Source organism: Bartonella henselae str. Houston-1 (assembly GCF_000046705.1).
In the GTDB taxonomy this organism is placed as follows: domain Bacteria; phylum Pseudomonadota; class Alphaproteobacteria; order Rhizobiales; family Rhizobiaceae; genus Bartonella; species Bartonella henselae.
In genome coordinates, this window is record NC_005956.1 from 498,470 (window position 1) to 516,407 (window position 17,938).

General features: G+C 38.5%; 15 protein-coding genes. 10 read left to right on the plus strand and 5 right to left on the minus strand.

The window, feature by feature from the left end:
- The first annotated feature begins 3 nt into the window (after positions 1-3).
- The 5 genes from ribB to AYT27_RS02275 all read left to right on the plus strand — a co-directional run bounded on the left by ribB (position 4) and on the right by AYT27_RS02275 (position 5,498).
- Positions 4-1,110 carry a 3,4-dihydroxy-2-butanone-4-phosphate synthase gene (gene ribB, locus AYT27_RS02255; RefSeq protein ID WP_011180366.1) on the plus strand — a complete coding sequence of 369 codons (1,107 nt, stop codon included), beginning with the start codon at positions 4-6 and terminating at the stop codon, positions 1,108-1,110.
- Positions 1,111-1,117: 7 nt separating this feature from the next.
- Entirely contained in the window at positions 1,118-1,372 is a 255-nt protein-coding gene (locus tag AYT27_RS02260) for an exodeoxyribonuclease VII small subunit (protein WP_011180367.1), read from the plus strand.
- 206 nt (positions 1,373-1,578) lie between these two features.
- Positions 1,579-3,501, plus strand: coding sequence for a 1-deoxy-D-xylulose-5-phosphate synthase (gene dxs, locus AYT27_RS02265; protein WP_011180368.1), 1,923 nt, complete (start codon positions 1,579-1,581; stop codon positions 3,499-3,501).
- Position 3,502: 1 nt separating this feature from the next.
- Positions 3,503-4,252, plus strand: a complete 750-nt coding sequence (locus AYT27_RS02270; protein ID WP_011180369.1) for a TlyA family RNA methyltransferase — start codon at positions 3,503-3,505, stop codon at positions 4,250-4,252.
- A complete protein-coding gene (locus AYT27_RS02275; RefSeq protein ID WP_011180370.1) occupies positions 4,245-5,498 on the plus strand; it encodes a class I SAM-dependent RNA methyltransferase in 1,254 nt (417 codons plus the stop codon). Before AYT27_RS02270 ends, AYT27_RS02275 begins: the two co-directional genes overlap by 8 nt.
- A 63-nt stretch (positions 5,499-5,561) precedes the next feature.
- Here the strand turns inward: AYT27_RS02275 and tldD are convergent, their stop codons facing one another.
- Together tldD and AYT27_RS02285 are read right to left on the minus strand one after the other, a co-directional pair.
- Complete coding sequence (gene tldD, locus AYT27_RS02280; protein ID WP_011180371.1) at positions 5,562-6,980, minus strand: metalloprotease TldD; 1,419 nt, start codon at positions 6,978-6,980, stop codon at positions 5,562-5,564.
- 87 nt (positions 6,981-7,067) lie between these two features.
- Positions 7,068-7,607 carry an invasion associated locus B family protein gene (locus AYT27_RS02285; RefSeq protein WP_011180372.1) on the minus strand — a complete coding sequence of 180 codons (540 nt, stop codon included), beginning with the start codon at positions 7,605-7,607 and terminating at the stop codon, positions 7,068-7,070.
- Between the two features lie 427 nt (positions 7,608-8,034).
- On the opposite strand from AYT27_RS02285, the gene cyoE reads away from it, so the two are divergent.
- The 4 genes from cyoE (at position 8,035) to rnhA (ending at position 11,646) form a co-directional block, all read left to right on the plus strand.
- On the plus strand, positions 8,035-8,973 hold the full coding sequence (cyoE, locus tag AYT27_RS02290; protein ID WP_011180373.1) for a heme o synthase: 939 nt from the start codon (positions 8,035-8,037) through the stop codon (positions 8,971-8,973).
- A gap of 185 nt (positions 8,974-9,158) precedes the next feature.
- Positions 9,159-10,190 (plus strand): 4-hydroxy-3-methylbut-2-enyl diphosphate reductase, encoded by a 1,032-nt coding sequence (ispH, locus tag AYT27_RS02295; protein WP_011180374.1) that lies wholly within the window; start codon positions 9,159-9,161, stop codon positions 10,188-10,190.
- A 23-nt stretch (positions 10,191-10,213) separates the two neighbouring features.
- Entirely contained in the window at positions 10,214-11,173 is a 960-nt protein-coding gene (locus AYT27_RS02300) for a homoserine kinase (RefSeq protein ID WP_011180375.1), read from the plus strand.
- A gap of 5 nt (positions 11,174-11,178) precedes the next feature.
- Entirely contained in the window at positions 11,179-11,646 is a 468-nt protein-coding gene (gene rnhA / locus AYT27_RS02305) for a ribonuclease HI (RefSeq protein WP_011180376.1), read from the plus strand.
- A gap of 46 nt (positions 11,647-11,692) precedes the next feature.
- On the opposite strand, the gene AYT27_RS02310 is transcribed toward rnhA, so the two are convergent.
- Positions 11,693-12,547, minus strand: coding sequence for a protein-disulfide reductase DsbD domain-containing protein (locus AYT27_RS02310; RefSeq protein WP_011180377.1), 855 nt, complete (start codon positions 12,545-12,547; stop codon positions 11,693-11,695).
- 72 nt (positions 12,548-12,619) lie between these two features.
- Between AYT27_RS02310 and AYT27_RS02315 the strand changes: the two genes are divergently transcribed.
- A complete protein-coding gene (locus AYT27_RS02315; RefSeq protein ID WP_011180378.1) occupies positions 12,620-13,204 on the plus strand; it encodes a YqgE/AlgH family protein in 585 nt (194 codons plus the stop codon).
- Between the two features lie 47 nt (positions 13,205-13,251).
- Here the strand turns inward: AYT27_RS02315 and AYT27_RS02320 are convergent, their stop codons facing one another.
- Both AYT27_RS02320 and AYT27_RS02325 read right to left on the minus strand, forming a co-directional pair.
- Positions 13,252-16,137, minus strand: a complete 2,886-nt coding sequence (locus AYT27_RS02320) for an EAL domain-containing protein (protein ID WP_011180379.1) — start codon at positions 16,135-16,137, stop codon at positions 13,252-13,254.
- Positions 16,138-16,582: 445 nt separating this feature from the next.
- Positions 16,583-17,863 carry a M16 family metallopeptidase gene (locus AYT27_RS02325; protein ID WP_011180380.1) on the minus strand — a complete coding sequence of 427 codons (1,281 nt, stop codon included), beginning with the start codon at positions 17,861-17,863 and terminating at the stop codon, positions 16,583-16,585.
- Between the last annotated feature and the right edge of the window lie 75 nt (positions 17,864-17,938).

Sequence of the window (17,938 nt, forward strand, 5' to 3'; positions counted from 1 at the left end):
ATAATGACGTATGATCAAAAAAAAATTGTTTCTGCACTTCGCGCTTTTGAACGCGGTGAAATTGTGGTGGTTACAGATGATGATGATCGTGAAAACGAAGGTGATTTGATTGTTGCCGCTGTCCATTGCACAGAAGAAAAGATGGCATTTATCATTCGCCATACAACGGGTATTGTTTGTGCTCCTATGCCAAAAGAAGAAGCGCAACGGTTTAATCTTACTCCTATGGTGTTAGATAATAATTCAGTGCATCGTACCCAATTTACTGTGACTGTTGATTTTAAACATGGAACAACGACAGGGATTTCAGCACACGACCGTACATTAGCGGTGCGTAATCTTGCTAATTCGAATGCTGGTGCGAACGATTTTATCCGTCCAGGACATATTTTCCCATTGATTGCGCATGAAGGGGGAGTTCTCATGCGTTCAGGCCACACGGAGGCAGCTGTTGATTTATGTAAATTGGCGGGTTTGCCACCAGTTGGCGTTATTGGTGAATTGGTCAATGATGACGGTAGCGTGAAACATGGAGATGAAGTTACAAGATTTGCACAAGAGAATCAGTTTCATATCATAACAGTTGCAGATTTGATTGCTTATCGCCAACGTAAGGAAATGTTGATCCAACATGTTGGAGAAATGCATATTGAAACATTAGTAGGACCAGCTGTCGTTCAAAGTTATCAACTTCCTTGGGAAGCTGTTCAACATGTTGCAATCATTTTTGGTGATATCCGTGACGGTGAGGATATTCCTGTGCGCTTGCATCGTGAAAATATTGTGAACGATGTTTTTGGTCAAACTTCAGATATTTTAGAAATCATGCGGCGTATGATGAAAAAAGAAAAACGTGGTGTGTTTGTTTATTTGCGTGAAGGATCTGTTGGTGTAAAATCCGCTGTTAGTATTCAGGCTCTAGCAATGAGGGGGGGAGAAAGCCATACGCAAGCGATTGAACGCGAAGAAGAATGGCGCCAAATTGGTTTAGGATCACAAATTTTAAAGCATTTAGGGATTAGTTCTGTTATCCTTTATGCTTCTAAAGAGCGTCATTATGTAGGTTTGGAAGGTTTTGGAATTCGTATATCCAGAACAGATATCTTGTGAGGATCACATGAAACAAGAAATACAAAAGGGAGATGTTGCTACATTAAGTTTTGAGCAGGCGCTTAAGCAGCTTGAAGTGATTGTTGAAAATTTGGAACGTGGGGACGTACCTTTAGAACAATCAATTGACATTTATGAACGTGGTGAAGCTCTTAAAAAACATTGCGAGAAACTCTTGAAAGCTGCAGAAGCTAAAGTTGAGAAGATTCAACTTTCAGAGGGAGGTACTCCAGAAGGTGTAGAACCACTTGATTCTGAATAATGCTAAACATTTAGAATATTTATTGCAAGTTTATAGGGAACGCATTTTATCGTTTTTTTTATGAAATGAATTAAAAGTGGGAAAGTCTGTAGATAATTCTATAGAGATAAAGTATTTCGATAAAATGCACCACACTGTAAACGAAAGAGTGAAGAAGGCTTATTCTTAATATTTCATTCTTTTAATAAGATAATAGGGAGTTTTTTTTGTCTCGGACATTGACGCCATTACTTGATCGTGTTTGTGAACCACAAGATTTGCGGGCATTTCCTGAATCTGATTTGGCACGGTTAGCTGATGAGTTGCGTGCAGAAACAATTGATGTGGTTTCCGTAACAGGTGGTCATCTTGGTGCAGGACTTGGTGTTATTGAGCTTACAGTTGCATTGCATTATGTTTTTAATACCCCTGAGGATAGGATTATTTGGGATGTTGGTCATCAAGCTTATCCGCATAAAATTTTAACGGGACGTAGAGAGAAAATTCGCACATTGCGTCAAGAGGGGGGATTGTCAGGTTTTACAAAGCGTTCAGAAAGTGTATATGATCCATTTGGTGCAGGGCATTCTTCTACTTCTATTTCAGCAGGTCTTGGTATGGCGGTGGCAAGTGCTTTAAAAGCAGAGAAAAGACGCAATATTGTTGCTGTGATTGGTGATGGCGCTATGTCTGCTGGTATGGCCTATGAAGCGATGAATAACGCTGGTGCTTTAAATGCACGCTTGATTGTTGTTCTTAATGATAATGATATGTCTATTGCACCACCTACAGGTGCTATGAGTGCTCATCTTGCACGATTAGTTTCTCGTCCCGCTTACCGTAGTTTGCGTGAACGGGTAAAGGTGCTAGGTGAAAAATTGCCCAAGTTCTTTTTAGACAAAGCACGTCGTTCAGAGGAATTTGCGCGTGGTTTTTTGGTTGGAGGAACTTTATTTGAAGAGCTTGGCTTTTACTATGTTGGACCAATAGATGGTCACAATTTAAAGCATTTATTGCCTGTTTTAAAGAATGTTCGTGAATATCCTACAGGTCCTGTTTTGATACATGTAGTCACGCATAAGGGTAAGGGATATGCACCTGCGGAAGCATCATTGGATAAATATCATGGTGTTAATCGTTTTGATATTATAACAGGTAAACAGGTTAAAGCATCAAGCAATGTTCTTCCCTATACTAAAGTATTTTCTAAAGCTTTAAGAGAAGAAGCCAGTTATGATGATAAGATTGTTGCTATAACAGCGGCAATGCCAACTGGAACGGGTCTTGATTTTTTCGCTGAAAAATTTCCTGAGAGAATGTTTGATGTTGGTATCGCTGAGCAGCATGCAGTAACTTTTGCTGCTGGAATGGCCTGTGAAGGCTATAAACCTTTTGTCGCGATTTATTCTACTTTTTTACAGCGCGCTTATGATCAGATTATCCACGATGTATCGATTCAAAAGTTGCCTGTGCGTTTTGCGATTGATCGAGCTGGCTTTGTAGGTGCAGATGGTGCGACGCATGCTGGCAGTTTTGATATTGTTTTTTTGACTACTCTTCCTGAATTTGTTGTCATGGCGCCTTCTGATGAGGTGGAACTGATGCATATGGTACGTACCGCTGCAGCTTATGATCAGGGGCCAATTTCTTTTCGTTATCCGCGTGGTGAAGGCATTGGCATGGATTTACCGCAGCGCGGTGAGATATTAGAGATTGGCAAAGGACGTATTCTGCATGAGGGAAACAGGATAGCTTTGGTTTGTTTTGGAACGCGGATATCAGAAGTGTTGGTGGCTGCTGATGAGTTGAGTGCTGAAGGATTGTCTACGACTGTTGCAGATGCACGGTTTGCGAAGCCCTTAGATAAAGATTTGATGCGTCGTTTAGCACGTGAGCATGAAGTATTAGTGACAATTGAAGAAGGTGCAATAGGCGGGTTTGGAGCGCACTTATTACAGTTTTTGGCACAAGAAGGGCTTTTAGAACATGGTTTGAAAGTTCGCACATTAAAACTTCCTGATGAATATTTGAATCATGGTTCACAAGAGAAAGTTCTTTCGCGTATAGGACTTGATGCTGTTGGTATTGTTAATACGGTTTTTTCTGCTTTAGGACGCAAGATTCGGACAGTGCAGAGAGTTCGAGTATGAGATGGCCGTTAGAAAAAGGCTCGATATTCTTTTAGTTGAAAAAAACTTTTTTACGACTCGTTCACGAGCACGTGATGCTATTGTGCGTCAAACGGTTAAGGTGAATGGTGAAATCATTTTAAAAGCTGGGCAAATCATCCCTGATGATGCAGAAATTGTCGTTTTTGATCCAGCACAAAATTATGTTTCACGTGCGGCACTAAAATTGATGGGTGCACTTGATGCATTTCCGATTGTAACGGATAAAGTGACTGCCATTGATATTGGTGCATCGACAGGTGGTTTTACACAAGTTCTCTTAGAGCGCGGAGCAGAGCATGTTATTGCTGTCGATGTTGGTCATAATCAATTGGATGCACGTTTATTTGGCAACAGTGCGATAACCTTATTGGAAGGCTTAAATGTTAGAGATTTAAAACAGGAACATTTAGGTGGACGGGAGATTGATCTCATTGTCTCAGACGTTAGTTTTATTTCTCTCAAACTTGCATTACCTCCTGTTTTGTCTTTAGCAAAGCAGGGAGCACAAGCCGTTTTATTGGTAAAGCCACAATTTGAAATTGGTCGAGAATTTCTTAGTAAAGGGGGGATATTGAAAGATCTATCAAGAGCAAAACAAACTGCTGAGGGACTTTTTGATTGGCTCAATACGCAAAGAGGCTGGATTGCAAAAGGTTTGCTTCCCTCATCCATTGCAGGTGCTGATGGCAATTTAGAATATTTGTTGTTCGGAGAAAAAAAGAGTGAGTAACAGAGTTGTAATTGACCATATTGGAGCAAGTGGTCACGGTATTTCCAATATATCGCATGACTCTCTCTCTGTTCCTTTTACTTTACCGGGAGAGGTAGCTATAGTTGCTCTTCGTGGAAAATATGGAAAACTTATTGCCTTAGAAAAAAAATCATCAGAACGCATTGATGCCATCTGCCAACATTTTGAAAATTGTGGAGGGTGTGTTCTTCAGCATTGGCATGCTGATGCTTATCGCTCTTGGAAACGACAATTGGTTATTGATGCGCTGAAAAGATATGGGATTGATGTTTTTGTTTCTCCTTTAATTGAAGGTGGATACCAAAATCGCCGGCGAATCACTTTAACAGCGCTTGCCACTCAGAAAGGTCATATTGTTGGCTTTAACCGTTATTTATCTCATGATGTTATCGCACTTGAGGAATGTCCAGTCACACGTTTAGAGATTATGTCTAAACTCAATTCTATCAAGTTACTTTGCGCTCTTGTAGGCAATCATACCAAGCGTTTTCAGGTTACAGTGACATCTGTTGAAAATGGTTTAGATGTTGCTTTCAATGGGTGTGTTGTAAGAGATGAGCATATTCGTCAGCAAATGATTCATACAGCTCTTGCATATGGAATGACACGTTTATCTGTGGAAGGTGAAATTTTGGTTGAACGAGAAAAACCATTGGTTTACTTCGGAGATGTCTGTGTTGAATTTCCTGCTGGTGGGTTTTTACAAGCAACTTTTGAAGCAGAAAATATTATGGGCAATATTATTTTGGCCTATTTAGAAAAAGCAAAGAATGCCGTTGATTTGTTTTCAGGGTTAGGAACATTTACCTTACGTATGGCAAAAAAGATGAATGTGCATGCGGTAGAAAATAATGAGACAGCATTAGCAAATTTAGATCGGGCAGCGCGTTTTGCGACGGGTTTAAAAACAATAACTTGTGAAAGACGTGATCTTTTTCGTCGTCCACTTTCTGCGAAGGAGTTGTCGTGTTTTGAGTGCGTTGTTTTTGATCCTCCACGTGCTGGTGCACAAGAACAGGTACGTGAATTAGCAAAGACAACAATCCCTCGTGTCGTCACTATTTCGTGTAATCCTGTTACATTTGCTCGTGATTTATCTCTTCTTGTTGCCGGTGGCTACACAATAGAGAAAATCATACCGATTGATCAATTTTTATGGTCACCACATGTTGAAATTGTTGCACTTTTGAGCAAACGAAAAATAAAGGCAAATTGGAAGCTTTAGCTTAGATTGAAAACTCTTTTAAATTCTGTTGAGAATTTTTTTAATCAAGTTGATTTGTATCTTTCATGTAAGTTCTGTTCCACCAATTGTCATATTATTAATGCGCAGATGAGGTTGTCCAACGCCAACAGGTACGCTTTGTCCGGCTTTTCCACACGTACCGATACCATTATCAAGTTTACTATCATTTCCAATCATTGTAATACGTTTCATGGCTTCTGGCCCGTTTCCAATAAGAGTTGCACCTTTAATGGGGGCTACAATTTTGCCATTTTCTACTCTGTAAGCTTCAGTGCATTCAAAGACGAATTTTCCAGAAGTGATATCAACCTGTCCACCACCAAAGGAAACAGCATAGATACCGCTTTTGAGTGAAGATAGAATTTCTTCAGGTGTTTTGTCGCCTCCTAGCATGATCGTATTTGTCATTCGTGGCATTGGTGCATATGCATAGGATTCACGCCGTCCATTTCCAGTTGGATTAACACCCATAAGCCGAGCATTTAGCCTATCTTGCATAAAACCAACAAGTTTTCCATTTTCAATAAGAATGTTATATCCTGATGGCGTACCTTCATCATCAATGGTGAGTGAACCACGACATTTTGGAATTGTACCATCATCAACAACTGTGACACCTTTTGCGGCAACTTGTTGACCCAAAAGCCCAGAAAAAGCAGATGTTTTTTTGCGGTTAAAGTCTCCTTCCAATCCATGGCCTACGGCTTCATGAAGCATAACGCCAGGCCATCCATTGGCTAAGACAACATCAAATGTTCCTGCTGGAGCTGCTTCTGCTTCTAAGTTTATGAGAGCCATACGCAAAGCCTCATCGGCAGCTTTTTTCCAATTTTCTTCGCTAATGAATTGACTAAATGCTTGTCGTCCACCACATCCATAGAAGCCATTTTCACGCCGATTACCCTCAGCAGCAACCACAGATATGGAAAGTCGTACAAGAGGACGGATATCACGCACAAGATTCCCATCAGCGCGTAAAATTTCAACATGCTGTAGTGAACCGGAAAGAGAAACAGTTACTTGATGCAATTTATCATTTTTTGCACGTAAATAGTCATCAATTTTTTGCAAAAGTGCACTTTTTTCTTCAAATGATGGAGCATTAAGGGGATTATGTGGCTGATAAAGTTTTTTGTTTGTTTGTTGAGGTGCTACGCTATAAGGCCCTGCATGATTCTTATAGGTAACAGTTTTAGCTGCTTCACTAGCACGTTTGAGTGCGGCAGCTGATAATTCACTAGAGTGTGCATATCCAGTAGCTTCTCCAGCAACAACACGCAGACCAAACCCCATATCTTGATGAAATGAGCCATTTTTAAGCTGTCTATTGTCAAATAAAAGCGTTTCACTTTCTGTATACTCAAGATAAAGCTCGCCATCATCAGCATGGTGAAGTGTTTCTTGCACAAGTGATTGTACTTTAGCTGAAGCAATATCAAAATGATCAATCAGGGATTTCATGACGGTTATCCTATTTTCATTGATGTCTGGAAGATTTCATTTGTTTTTTCAAGAAACTATAAGACAGATTCTGAGAGACAAATTTTATTACATTGGTAAATTTGTATAGGCATCATTAAGTCCTTGAAGATCAATGAGGCTTCCGATTCCTTGCTCGGGAGTTGTGAAGATAAAATAGGTTGCTGTTTTACCTTTTAAAAAAAGCTTTAATATATCGTCTTTAAGAACCGCTTCAGCAACACAATTATCACCCAGACAACGGCGATATTCTATTCGTCCCATATTTTTATCGTCAATTTTAAGTCCAACACCAGGGCGCAATTCAACGCGGATTGGAACAAAAACACGCATCAGAACACCTTGATTTTTAGGAAGTTTATAAAAGGTAACACGCAGGGTAATATCATACCGATTCTGTGTGTGTACGTTTTGCACAACTTCACATTGTATATTAGGTGTACCTGGCGGCAGAGAACAGACTTTTGTCCATGCACCATAGGTTTGTGGGGGAGGGACACTTTGTATATCCGATGTTTGTGCAACAGCGTGAGTGATGGAGCTATTATAAAGTGCGTAAAGAACAGCACCAACGAGGAAATTTTTTTTTATCAATTTATAAAGTACCACAGAAAACCTTACCTAAATCAACACTCTTGTGTAAAGGTTTGTATAAAAGAATTTTAAACTAAAATTATAACATAAAACCAGTTTCTACCAAAACATATTACCCCATATGCACGAAAGAAAAAGTGAAAAAAACAGTGTTCTAAGAGAAAAAGCTTTTAGTATTGCTTTATGATGTTTGGTAAGATGTATTTTATTTTTATGATACATTTTTTAATGTAAGAAAAAATGTGTATTGTTTTAATGTAAGAAAAAATGTGTATTGAAAAAATGTATTTTTGTTGCAGATACTTCTCTCTATTTTTAAGGGATACGTATAAGAGAAGTATCCTCTATGTTCTCAAAAGTACTCATATATTAATTGGTCATTTCCATATGCCAGAAAGTATTTGCTTATGGATGACAGAGATGGAAAAGGTCTGTGAGCGGAATGTCTATTCCAAGAGAATTATCGGTTGCAAGTGGTAGTAAATCAATTTCGCCAAAACCGAGTGTTTATGATTATATCACATTATTAAAACCACGGGTTATGTTGCTTGTTGTCTTTACAGCTCTAGTCGGATTGATCGTATCACCTGTTTCTATAAATCCATTGTATGGTTTTTTAGCAATTTTGTGTATTGCTGTAGGTGGTGGCGGTGCTGGAGCACTGAATATGTGGTATGATGCTGACATTGATGCGGTGATGGAACGTACAAAAAGTCGCCCTATTCCTGCTGGTAAAATCAGTTCCAGGAAGGCGTTTATTTTTGGCATGGTTCTTTCTATACTTTCTGTATTGATTATGGGGAGTTTCGTTAATTGGTTTGCAGCACTTTTTCTTGCGTTTACAATTTTCTTTTATATCGTTGTCTATACAATTTGGCTAAAGCGTAGAACGCCGCAAAATATTGTTATTGGTGGTGCAGCTGGAGCTTTTCCACCTATGATTGGATGGGCTGCGGCAACCGGTACAGTGAATATTGAGAGCTTTTTATTATTTTTAATTATTTTTATGTGGACTCCACCGCATTTTTGGTCTCTTTCTCTCTTTTCATCTCTTGATTATGATGCAGCGGGTATTCCTATGATGCCTAATGTACGAGGGGAGCATTCAACAAAAAAACAGATCTTATTTTATACTATTTTGATGGCAATATGTGCTGCTGGACCTTTTATTATCGGTTTTGCGGGTGTTTTCTATGGTATTTTTTCGACAGTTTTAAGTATTATCTTTATTCATTTTGCTTATCGTTTGTGGAAATCTAATACGTATGACGCAACTATTTTGATGGCAAAAAAGACGTTTTTCTTTTCGTTATTTTATTTAGCGGCTATATTTGGAATTCTTTTGATTGAATTTTTTGTTTGGTGTTTCATCATTCTCTAGTACAATGAAATTAAAAAGAAAACTTAAAATAACTCTGCTTAAATAATTATAAGAATGTGTCATACGTGATGCGCTGTTACAGGGCAGGAGGTTTTTTTCAATTTTTCTTTTTACACTGTTTGTATTGTGCGTAAGAACAATGAGTTTAAATATATGATCAAAGTTATAAATATTAAGGAAGGTTTATGTCTATACTTTCCCCTTTAATAATACGCCTTTGTAATCCACGTGGATTTTGTGCAGGGGTTGATCGCGCTATCCAAATTGTTCTTCTTGCATTAAAAAAATATGGTGCTCCGGTGTATGTTCGTCATGAAATTGTACACAATCGCTATGTCGTTGAAGGATTGCAGCAACGGGGGGCCATTTTTGTAGAAGAACTTGATGAGATTCCAGAAGAACATCGCAATCAACCTGTTGTATTTTCTGCGCATGGTGTGCCAAAATCTGTACCAGAACAGGCTGATTGTTATAATTTGTTTTATCTCGACGCAACATGTCCGTTGGTTTCTAAGGTTCATAAACAAGCAATGCGTCATCAACGCCATAGACGTCATGTTATATTGATTGGTCATGCTGGTCATCCTGAGGTGATAGGAACAATGGGACAGCTTGAAAAAGGGGGTGTTACGTTAATTGAAACGGTGGAAGATGCTTTGCATTATCAACCAGATGATCCAGATAATTTAGGATTTGTAACGCAAACAACACTTTCTGTTGAAGATACAGCAGAGATTCTTGATGTATTACAAAGACGTTTCCCTGCGTTGGAACCACCAGCTGCCGAATCAATTTGCTATGCTACGACGAATCGCCAAAATGCTGTTAAGGCAGCAGCTCTGGGAAGCGATTTATTTTTGATTGTTGGTGCACCGAATTCTTCTAATTCACGACGTTTGGTAGAGGTTGCTGAGAGATCGGGTGCGCGGCAGTCTATTTTAGTTCAACGGGCTGATGAAATTGATTTTGATCATTTAGGTGCTCTTTCTGTCGTAAGTCTTTCAGCGGGAGCTTCTGCTCCTGAAATTATTGTTGATGAAATTATTTCAGCTTTTCGTAAGCGTTATAATGTGACAATAGAATTGGCTGAAACAGTGGTGGAAAACGAGACATTTTTAGTCAATCGCGAATTACGTGATGTTGTTTTGACTCCTCAAGATATGGCTTTTATGAATGGTCGATCTGAGATGCTAAAAAACAAAAATCAGGATATGTAAATGCCTTCAATGAAAGCAGAATAATGGCGGTTCATACAGATATTCATCCAAATGATTTGAAGGCATTCTTAACACGTTATTCGATAGGTTCGCTTCTCTCCTATCAAGGCATAGTGGAGGGTATCGAAAATTCTAATTTCATGCTGTATACAACAGAAGGTAAGTTTATTCTAACGCTTTATGAACAACGTATTTCAAAAGATGATTTGCCTTTTTTTTGTAATCTTATGCAGCACTTAGGGAGACGGGGCGTTCCTTGTCCTCAACCGGTAATTCAAAATAATGGGATGATGATCGGTGAATTAGCAGGACGTCCTGCTGCTATTATTACCTTTTTGGAAGGGGAATGGGTCCGCCAGTCCAATATCTATCATTGTTGCGAAGTGGGTTGTAGTCTAGCCCAGTTGCATTTAGCTGCTCAGGATTTTTCGCTTAGTCGGAGAAATACTCTTTCTCTTGTGGATTGGAAATGCTTATGGAAACGTTGCCAAGTAAGGAAAGATCCGTTGCTTAGAGAGTTTGGAAAAAAAATTGATACTGAGTTGGCTTTTTTAGAAGAAAATTGGCCGTCGATTTTGCCGACAGGTATTATTCATGCTGATTTGTTCAATGATAATGTGTTTTTTTTGAACGATCGTCTTTCTGGCATTATTGACTTTTATTTTGCTTGTAATGACTTTTGGGCTTATGACTTGGCTATTTGTTTGAATGCTTGGTGTTTTGAACATGACCATTCCTATAATCTTATCAAAGCACGTGGGCTATTGGAAAGTTATCAAAAAATAAGGCCACTGGTGCCTTTAGAATTGAATGCGATTGTTCTGTTGGCACGTGGTGCAGCTTTACGCTTTTTACTCACACGCCTTTATGATTGGTTCAATACACCGCCGGGTAGTGTTGTTGTTAAGAAAGACCCATGGGAATATTGGCATAAGCTTTGTTTTTTCAGTAATGTAGGTTCACTAAGTGAATTAGGTTTTTAAATTTTATGTTACATCAACAGAAAGTCGTTGAAATTTATACAGATGGTGCTTGCTCAGGAAATCCTGGAGTTGGAGGGTGGGGAGCGATTTTACGATGGAATGGTCATGAACGTGAGCTTTATGGTGGAGAAGTACAAACGACCAATAATCAAATGGAACTAATGGCGGCACTTTGTGCGTTAAAGGCACTTAAAGAATCTTGTTCGGTCGATCTTTATACGGACTCAGTTTATGTGCGCAACGGTATATCTTTATGGCTTAAAGGATGGAAGAAGAATAATTGGCAGACTGTGTCAAAAAAACCTGTTAAAAATAAAGAGTTATGGCAAGCTCTTGAGGGCGTCTGTTCTTTCCATACTATCAGATGGCACTGGATAAAAGGGCATACTGGTCATCCAGATAATGAGCGTGCAGATGCACTTGCACGTAAGGCAATTGCTGAATATCGCGAAAATGGATGTTTTTCGGCATAGTCTTTGAGATCTTTTCCTTTGATCACGGAATAGAAAGAGGGTTTGATTACAGAGGAACGATGAATGTTCCGCTTAAGGCGTAATCTTTAAAGGAAACCGTGTAAAAAACTGTTTTATTTGTTGTTTTTGGTATGAAATGGATAGGAGCGCTAAAAAGTGTATATTCGGCGGTATCACTTACTTTTTTTGCTGGTCCAATTTGCATTTCTCCTCCATCTAAAAAGAGAGATATCGGTATGATTTTCTTGTTATTTTTTATTTTAATAAAGAGGGTATTTGTCTCTTTTTTAACATTTATTTTTAACTCATGATGTATTGTATGAGGTAAGGCATCCTGAGCCTTCTTTAATAGGGATAAAGGAAGCCGTTTGTTTTTTTGAATGGATGGAGAAAAATTAAAGTTAACAGTAAACGGAAGACAGATTTTATTACATAATCCAAGAGTTAAAGAACCAGTTAAGTTACCGCTTGTATGGGAGATGGTAAAAGGCAATAGGACTTCATTTTTATAACCGATTGACCAGTCATTTTCTGTTTCATAAAGCTGTGGTGTGGGATAAAAGATTTCATAAGAAACTTGTTGCTTGAAATTAAAAAATGGTGCCATACCTGAATCACCCGGATTGCGCCAGTATGTTTTCCATCCAGGTTTAAGAACAATTTCAATGACGCCGTTTCTTATTTTAGAAAGAGAAGAATTGGTGATAGATAATCTGACGCGTCCTCCATCTGATTCATACCAAGGTGTTGTAAAAAGATATACCTCTTGTTTTGTTTGAGCGCTAACAGAGGAGTGAAGAAATCCTAAAAATACGAATATTAAGTTTAAAGTAACTAAAAGTTCTTTATAACATAAAATTGAAATATTTTTTAATTGTATAAAGATTTGAATTTTTTTCATTTGCGTTTTATTCTCTTTTTGTATGAACTGGACTGGAATTTTAACATGTAAGTTATGGAGAATAACAGATTAATGAAGCAACGTGGTGGCTTTTTAGGTGGACAGTTACTCATAGCAATGCCTGGAATGAATGACAAACGCTTTATCCGTTCTGTTATTTATATTTGTGCACATTCTGATGCTGGTGCTATGGGGATTATTCTCAATCAATTGCATCATATTGGTTTTCCTGAGCTTTTACTTCATCTTGGTGTCATAAACAGTGGTCAAAAAAAAGATCTTTCTGAACCAATAAAAAAGTTTCCCGTACGCTATGGTGGACCTGTTGATCCTTCACGTGGTTTTGTACTTCATTCGGATGATTATGCTTGTGAAGAAACCGTTCTTGTTGCGGATAAGATCTGTTTTACTGCAACAATTGATATACTAAAAGCAATCAGTTGTGAAAAAGGTCCTCAACATGCATTGATCGCACTAGGTTATGCTGGATGGAAAGCGGGACAACTTGAGGCAGAAATTTCTACGAACGGCTGGCTGATAAGTTCCACATCGCCTAGTTTTCTTTTCGAAAGCGATTTGAATCGCAAATATGATGAAAGTTTAATCCGTATGGGGATCAACCCAACCTATCTTGTTTCTGAAATGGGGCATGCGTAAAGAGTTTCACTATTTTCCGAGTTTTGATTTAAAAGTATATTCTTCTCCTATGGCTTGTTTTTATAAGGGAAATGATTTTGAACGAGAGTGATTAACTCTTCGATGGCAATTGGTTTAGTAACAAGTGTGCTTTGAACATATTTACAGCCTTCTTGACGTAGGGAAATCGCTTCTTTTTCATTTTCAACGCCTTCTGCGATGATTTGTAAATTAAGATCAATTGCCATATTGATAATAGATTTGAGAATAAGTTTTTTCTTAGGCGAATCGATTGAGATCAGTGAACGATCTAATTTAACCATGTCGAATGGATAACGAACGAGATACGCAAGTGATGAATAACCTGTTCCAAAATTATCCAGTGCGAGATTTAGTCCCAGTGCTTTAATTTGTTCAAGAAAGTGCGCTGATTGTTCAGGGTTTTTTCTCAAGACAAATTCCGATATTTCTATCATCAATCCCCCTTTGTTAAGTGGGTGGCGAAGCAGAGTGGAGCGTAATTGACTTATGAAGCGAGGATGAACCATTTCCGGGCTTGGTAAATTGATTGAAATAAAGAAAGATTGTTGGAAGAATTTTTCTTGTACATTTATAAGATCAATAACGGCATTGTCGATGATAAATTCTGCTAAATCCATAACGATTTGTTCGTTTTCTAAGATCTGGATAAAATCAGAGATATTAAGATTTCCATAATTTGGATGATGCCATTCTACAATTGTTTCAAAACCAATAATATGTCCATCTGATAAATTAAGAATAGGATGGTAGAGAATTTTTATTTCATTACGTTTTATGGCATAATGAACGTCTTGCCCCATAGTGTTGTGCTCGAGGCCTAACGTACGAAAATTGGGGCGAAAAGGTTCAATATGGTTTCCGCCCATTTGTTTTGCACGGATCATCGCTAGTTCACTATCATTTAAAATATCTTTGGCAGTTGATCTATTTTCACTCCACGTGACTAGCCCAATTGATGGTGAAAGCATTATTTTTTTTTCTGTAAGTGCAATAGGCGCTGAGATTGTTTTGTGCAGACGATCTGCAAATGCTGCAATTTTTTGCGGTTCAGTTTCGCTGAGTAAAATGATTGCAAAACGGTCTGCAGAAAGACGTGACAAGGTATCTTGGAAGTTAATAAGACGGCTCAAGCGACGTGCTATAATGAGCAATACAGTGTCACCAACAGCTATGCCTAATTTGTGATTAATTTGACGAAAATTGTCAAAGTCAATCATAAAGACAGTTGGTCTAATTTTAATATTTGCTTTAGCCAAAGAGGTATAGTTTTGTAATCTATCGAAAAAAATTTGTTGATTAGGGAGTCCCGTTAAGCTGTCGTGGATTGCATCATACAATAAACGTTCTTCGGCTTTCTTGTGGTTAGTAATATTGACAATGGTGCCAATGACACGAGTAATTTTTCCATCTTTTTGCATAGCTGGACGTGCACGAAGAGAAAACCAATGATAATAACCACCACCGGAAGAAAGTCGAAAAATTTGATCAATGCGTCCTTTTTTATTTTTAAGGATGATATCCAATACGGCTTGAAAGCGTTCACGGTCATCATGGTGCAAGGCTGAAATCCAGTTTTGCATAGGACCATTGAGTTTGTGTGTTTCTGTCCCAAAGAGGGACTTCATATCTGGATGCACAATAATGCGATCACGTTCGACATTCCAATCCCAAATAATATTTCCAGCCCCTTTTGCTGCGAGCACTTGCTGTTCAAGGTCAGAAAATATTCCTTCATGGAAAGCATCATTGGAAAAAGTTTGTTGCATGACAGTAAAGCTGATGAGAAGAACAATCAGCACTAATCCACCTGATAAAGCTGGTTGGATAATATCATTGTTTAAATATCCTGCTATGCAGGCATAGGCTCCTAAACACCAGCAGCTAATAAGCAACCATGTTGGGATAAGCATGATTGCGCGGTCATAATTTCGGATGGAAAAATAGCTAATTAAAATGATACCAAGTACAGCGGTGAGGCCAAATGACAAACGAGCGATTCCAGCTGCTCTAGTTGGGTCATAAACAGCGAACGCTCCCAGACCACAAAGAGTGATAGTCCACACAATTGCACCATAACTGAAGTGATAGTGCCAACGGTTAAGACATAGATAGGTAAAAAGGAAAATGAAGAGTGTGGCAGCAAGCGCTACTTCTGTACCAGCACGCCAGATTGGTTGTGTTGTTAAGGTAACGGCAAAGAATTTGTTTAAAAAATTGAAGTCGATGCCAATATAAAAAAGCACCGCCCAGGCGATAGCAGCTGTTGCAGGAAAAAGAACTGTGCCACGAACGACGAAAAGAACAGTTAAGAGAAGCGCCAAAAAACCTGATATACCAAGAAGAATACCATGATAAAGCGTGTAAGAATTAATGGCATCCTTATAAGCTTCAGGTTTCCATAAATAGATTTGTGGCAAATTTGCAGAATTAAGCTCTGCAACAAATGTAACGATGGCACCAGGATTAAGTGTAATACGAAAGATATCAAAGTTTGCACTGGACTGACGATCAAGGGAAAAACCTTCGCTTGGCGTTATGGATTGAATCCGTGCTGATCCAAGGTCAGGCCAAAGAAAACCGGAGTGTGCCATGCGATAATGGGGGGCAACAATAAGACGATCAATTTGTTCGTCTGTAGGATTTGCAAGAGAAAATACTGCCCAATTTCCAGAAAATTTTTCATTTTTCGCCTGCACTTCAATGCGCCATACAATACCGTCTGGCCCTGGCACTGTACTTGTTTGAAAGATAGAGTTGTCAGTATGATGAATTTCGATTGCTCTTGAAAGATCAAGAGCGGCATCCTGAGAAGAGATTTTAACAGGCTCAATTGCTTGTACTGAAGTAAGATGAACAAAAGAGCTGAGGACTATAACAAAGATGATGTTAATTATTTTACGCAAACTCTTCACAATGTTTCACTCTCAGTATTTTTTATGACATTTAATTTTAATTTATCTTTTCAAGAAAATACGTCCACCTTTTATAATTGATTCTACATAATGAGCGGTTATCGTTTCCTTTTAAAAAGTTACGCTGATTTCACACAAATATAAATCAGATATCTGCTTGCCTCAATGAGGCTTGAAACCGATGGAATTTTAGTTTTAGGGGAGAAAAAAATTAAGCCATTAGTTTTTAGATTTCACAGATATACTTTTATTGACTAGATCTCTTATCACATGAAGCGTGAGTTGGATAGTTTTGTATACCTCTTTGAGAAATATTTTCCAAACTTATTCAGGAAGAAGAGTCTTTGTGGTAAATTTTATCATAAGATGTGTGTATTATATTATTTAGCTCTTTTTAAAACTTCACATAGGGAATAGTGTACTAAAGCGTTTGAAAAAGGTGTATTTAAACCTGCTTTATATTTGATGAAAGTGTTGATGTTAAGTTATCGAAATTCATGAGAGAGCCAACAGGTCCAACAGCTGCTAATGTTGGAGTGGCATTGATAAAAAGACGGCCAGCTAAATCAGTTAATCTTGCAGGAGTAATAAGCTCTAAGCGTTCAATTGTTTCAGATAGTGGAATTTCTCTGCCATAAAGAAGTATTTGACGGGCAATGAAATTAGCTTGACTAGATGGATTTTCCTGCGCCATTGTAAGGGTAGCTCGATATTGTGCTCGTGCTCGTTGAAGTTCATTGGTGTGGATATTTTTGCTTACCTTAGAGAGCTCATCGAGAATTACAGGAAGCAGTTCTTTTAGTTTCTCTTGTCCGGTGGCAGCGTGAAGGCCAAAAAGTCCGATATCTGAAAAGCCCCAATGAAAAGCATAAATAGAATAGCATAATCCACGTTTTTCTCTCACTTCTTGAAAGAGTCGTGATGACATACCTCCACCAAGAATGATTGAAAGAATTTGTGCAGCATAAAAATCACGCGCATGATAGGGGCGTCCTTCAAAACCAAGAACAACTTGTGTGTCCATTAGATCGCGATATTCACGAAAATCGCCTCCGACATAATTGGCAAGGTTTGTGAGAGGCTCTGTTGAGTGAGGACGAAAAGTGCTGAGGCGACTTTCGACTTCTTGCAGGAAATTTTCGTGTTGGACAGCGCCTGCTGCAACTACGATCATACGGTCTGCGCTATAGTGTTTATTCATAAAACTATGGAGATCAGCAGATGTAAATGATTGAACTGTTTTTGGTGTTCCTAAAATAGAGCGACCAAGCGACTGGTGACGAAAGGCTGTTTCAGTAAAGTAATCAAAAACAACATCATCAGGAACATCACGAGCGGCACCAATTTCTTGAAAAACTACTTGTTTTTCTCGTTCTAATTCATCCTCATCAAATTTTGAATGCATCAAAATATCGGCTAGAATGTCAATGGCAAGCGGAATGTCGTTTTTAAGTACACGTGCAAAATAGGCGGTAGTTTCCGTACTGGTGGTAGCGTTGATTTCACCACCGACATCTTCAATATCACTTGCAATCTGAAAGGCTGTACGGTTTTCCGTTCCTTTGAAAGCCATATGTTCGAGAAGATGGGCGATTCCATGCTGTGTAAAGGTTTCATTACGTGAGCCAACTTTAACCCATATTCCAAGCGCTACACTGTCAATTTGTTGCATTGTATGTGTGGCGATGGTCAAACCATTACGCAGGCGGCTGATATCTACACCCATGTGTTCATGACTCCGTTAAACAAGCCAAATACTTTAATTATTATAGAGTATTGGAATATTGTTAATCTGAATTAA